A 4534-nucleotide genomic window follows, 5' to 3' on the forward strand; every position below is an offset into this window, starting at 1 on the left:
AACCCTTCAATCTCTTGACAAAAAGGCGAAAATAGATAAAACTATCATAGGAGGTTTAAAAATTTAATAGATAATTAATATTTTACCTGTTTTTTTATTTAGAGGTGAGAAATGGACGAAGAAGAAGTCGAATTACGAGACTACATTAATGTGTTAGTAAAACGAAAAAAACTTATCATTGGTATAACCCTTATTGCGGTCCTCATTAGTGGTCTATTGAGTTATTTTGTGTTGCCAAAAACGTATGAGGCCGAAATGACTTTCCTTGTTGCAAACCCAAATATTGGAACATCAGCTCCAGCATCTACATTCGAGCAAGCTGTTAACCCAATGACCTTTATAACAAACCCCTCAATTACAACATATTCTGAGCTTATAAAAAGTCCTTCTTTCCTTGAAACAATCATAAGTGAAAACGGTTTTTCAAAAGAACTCACACCCTTAACTTTATCACAAAGTATAAGTGTAACAAATCCAAAAGATTCTAATCTAATTATCGTTAAAGTCGAGCTTTCCGACCCTGAACAAGCCTATAAAATTGCAAAGTCAATTTCTGAGAAATTTCCAAAGTATGCCCAAGACTTAAATAAAGTAGATATATCTTCGCTTGTTTCTTTTATTGAAGGGGAGATACAAAAAGCCGAGAAGGACCTTGAAGCAAAAGAAAAGGCATACAAAGATTCGTTGTCAACGTTTGTTTCAGATATTTTAGTCAGGGCAAAAAAAGAACTTCAAGAAAAAGAAGCTTCTTATCTTACTGAGGCAAGTAAACTTGCTACTGACGAACTCAACCTTGCCCTTACAAATTTACTAAAAGCAACGAATGAGTATCAGGCTTTTCTTGCTTCGACCGATAACATTACTGTCTTAACCAAAAAGATCGATGTTAGGCTTTCAGAGCTTTCGCAATACCAGGATACACTTTCTAAATTACAGATATCAATTGAAACTACTCATGCAAAACTTGCCGATCTTACGAAACAGATCTCAAAAGAATCGCAATTTGTAACCCTAAAGCAATCTGTTGCTGATTCACCTTTCTTAACCCAACTCATTTCGGATAATCCCAATTTCAAAGAACTTGCAAACCTCCAGATGGAATCAACTCAGTTAAATCCTCTCTATCAGCAATTAAGTAGCCAAATTTCTACTTTGCAGGCAACGCTTACTGAAATTACGAAACAAGCAAGCGAAACAAAGAAAATTAGTGAAGAAAACCTCAAGGAAATTTATGCATTGCAGAAAGAACTTGCAAATAAACAGGTAACGCTTGAGAAACTTCAAAAAAGCCTTGATGTTGCAAAAGATGATTATGCAAATGCATTTACGCATTACAGAGACTTTAGTTCGATGCTTTCACTTAATACAAGTGGACTTCTTGCAAGAGTTGCAACATTTAAAACTCGCCAAGCGCAGTTAATTGCCCTCAAACGAAGTTTAGATGAAGCGCAAGCAAATTATAGCATTGCCTTTTCAATATATAAGGATAACTCAGTACTAAACAACATCGACATAGGAGGACTTATTTCTCTTGACCCAACTTTGAGAGATGAACAACTTAAATATATTTCATTAAAAAGAAACCTTGCACTTGCACAGGATAAATATGCCCTTTTGAAAAACGGTTACAATGAGGCAAAGATTCTTGGAACTATGAATATAGAAAATCTAAAACTTGCTCTTGGCCCTGTTCTTCCCGAAAAACCCGTAAAACCCAACAAAAAACTTAACATTGCAATTGCAGGTGTTTCAGCACTCTTCTTCTCAGTTTTGCTTGCCTTCTTCCTTGAATATATGGAGTCAAGTAAAGACGACAAAAAAGGAGGTGTAAATCCATGAGAAAATTTATTTTATTTATTCTTACTTTGATCTTTTGTTTTTCTTCTGTGTTTGTTTATCCCCCTAAGTCTGTAAGTGCCACTCCTTATTCAGTCAATGTAAGTGGAAAAGTGCTATTTTCTCAAGAGAAAGTAAATCTTAATATAAAGACAAATGCAAAGGATATTGTTCTTATTAATGGTGAATATGCTCAACTTGTAAATGGAGTGGTATCAAAAGAAGTAAACCTAAAAGAAAATTCTACTCTCATTATTGCAAATCCCGATGGAAGAAGCGTAAAAATTACTCTTACATATCCTGAAATTCCTGGTTTGCTCAAATCGTTTTTGCCTGTGTTAAACTTTAGCTTTGATACTGGCAAACTAACTTTTACCTATAGCGGTAAATTGAGCAAAAGGCCTGCAGGTAGCTTAAAAGGGAATATGTCCGATAAGGAGTCTAAAGATAGCGTTACATTCGATGTTGATTCAAACGGGAACTTTACTTCTACTTTAAAATTGACAGAAGGAACAAATACCATCCGATCCTATGTAAGATACCTCTTTCTTATAAAATACTCTCTTCCAGATTTCACCGTTGAGATTAGCAAAGCAAAAGTTATAAAACTCATCGTAAATAGCAAGTGGATGTATGTTGACGGAGTAAAAGGCGAAGTAGATCCTGGGAGAGAAACAGCCCCTGTAATTATCCCAAGCTGGGGAAGAACTCTACTCCCAATTAGATCTGTAATAGAGTCTCTTGGCGGTAACATTTCCTGGGATGGAACAGAAAAGAAAGTAACAATAAATATTTCAAGTACCAAAATTGAACTCTGGATAAACAAAAACTATGCCTATATTAATGGTAAGAAAACTCAAATTGACTCCCAAAACTCAAAAGTTACGCCTATTATCAAAAACTCACGTACGATGCTTCCAATTCGTTTTGTTGCAGAATCCATAGGTGCATACGTTGGCTGGTTCGCTTCCTCTAAAAGCATTTTAATTGTGTATCCAAAAAAATGAGGCATAAATGAAAGTAATAATTCTTGCAGGTGGAAAAGGCACAAGGCTGTGGCCAATGTCGAGGGAAAAGTATTCAAAACAATTTCTTAATCTTGTTGATGACACTCCTTTAATTGAGGCTTCTTATCAAAGAGCTTTAAAAATTGTTGGACCTGAAGATATTGTTACAATTACCAATAAGGATTATTATTTTTATACAAAAGAAATTTGCGACAAATTTTCACCATCTCTATCACGAAATATCATTACTGAGCCTGTTGGCAAAAATACAGCACCTGCTATTGCTCTATCGGTTCAGTATTTGATTGACAAGTTAGGTTCCTCTCAAGACGAAATTGTTTACATTTTTACCTCAGACCATCTCATTAAACCTCTTGATAAATTTATTACATACATGGAGGTTGCAAGGAATGCAGCAGAAAAAGGTTACCTTGTTACATTTGGGATAAAACCTACTAAACCAGAAACAGGCTACGGATACATAAAGATCGGAGAGGATCTTAGCAATTTTAATAAAGTAGATCAGTTTGTTGAAAAGCCTGACTTTGAAACTGCAAAAACGTATCTTGAAAGTGGTGCATATTTCTGGAATTCAGGCATGTTTGCCTTTAAGATTTCTACTTTTCTTGAAGAATTAAAAGCATATGAGCAAAAAATTTTTGAAAATATACAAAAAGGTTTTGACTACGCTTTAAAGAATTTTAAAGATATGCCAACAATATCAATAGACTATGCGCTAATGGAGAAGTCCAAAAAAGTTTCAGTCGTTCCAATGGATATATTCTGGAGTGATATAGGGTCTTGGGATTCGTTTTATGATATTATAGAGCACGATCAGGATGGTAACGTTTTAGTTGGTGATGTAGAGACAATTGACGTAAAAAATTCTCTTATATTTGCTAACGATAGGTTAGTTGCCGTAACTAACGTAGAAGATTTGATTGTTTTAGAAACTGATGATGCTATTCTTGTTACAAAGCGTGGAAATGGACAAAATGTAAAGGAAATTATTGAGAAACTTAAGAAAGAGAATAGAAAAGAAGCAATTGAACACCGAGAAATTTTTAGACCCTGGGGTAGCTATAAAACTCTTGAAACAGGTGATAGGTACAGAATAAAGAGGGTTGTTGTAAAACCTGGTGAATCTTTAAGCTTACAGATGCATTACCATAGGAGTGAGCACTGGGTTGTAATCCGAGGCACAGCGCAAGTTACTATCGGGGATAAAACATTTTTTGTGCATGAAGGGGAAAGTACTTTTGTTCCAAAATCTACATTGCATAGGTTAGCAAACCTTGGTAAAATTCCCCTTGAGATTATAGAAGTGCAGAATGGAGAATACGTTGAAGAGGATGATATTGTAAGATTTGAGGATAAGTACGGAAGGGTCGATAAATGAGTATAGATAGCACCATTTTTAGAATGTACGATATCCGTGGAGAAGTGGATAAGAACTTTACGGAAGATGTTGTTAATGCAATAGGCCGGTCTTATGCAATTTATCTTAAGAATAAATTTAAGGAAAGAACTTTAACCGTCTCAGTAGCAAGAGATATTCGTTTGCATTCAGAAAAACTTAAAGATGCGTTGACTTCTGGGATTCTTTTTGAAGGAGTAAATGTGATTGACCTTGGTGTTTGCCCTACCCCTGTTCTTTATTTTTCGCTTTTTAAACTCCCAGTAGAAGGTGG

At 35.1% G+C, this 4534-nt stretch carries 4 protein-coding genes; all 4 read left to right on the forward strand.

Features of this window, described 5'->3' with window-relative positions:
• Window positions 1-111 precede the first annotated feature (111 nt).
• Entirely contained in the window at window positions 112-1839 is a 1728-nt protein-coding gene (locus K6343_00385; protein ID MEF3244431.1) for a hypothetical protein, read from the forward strand.
• Complete coding sequence (locus tag K6343_00390) at window positions 1836-2843, forward strand: copper amine oxidase N-terminal domain-containing protein (protein MEF3244432.1); 1008 nt, start codon at window positions 1836-1838, stop codon at window positions 2841-2843. Before K6343_00385 ends, K6343_00390 begins: the two co-directional genes overlap by 4 nt.
• A 7-nt stretch (window positions 2844-2850) precedes the next feature.
• Window positions 2851-4242: a mannose-1-phosphate guanylyltransferase/mannose-6-phosphate isomerase gene (locus K6343_00395; protein ID MEF3244433.1), complete on the forward strand. Its 1392-nt coding sequence runs from the start codon at window positions 2851-2853 to the stop codon at window positions 4240-4242.
• Window positions 4239-4534, forward strand: a 296-nt coding sequence (locus K6343_00400; protein MEF3244434.1) for a hypothetical protein, incomplete at its 3' end; no start/stop codon positions are given. The genes K6343_00395 and K6343_00400, both read left to right, overlap by 4 nt.

It is taken from the genome of Caldisericaceae bacterium, assembly GCA_036574215.1.
GTDB lineage: Bacteria > Caldisericota > Caldisericia > Caldisericales > Caldisericaceae > Caldisericum.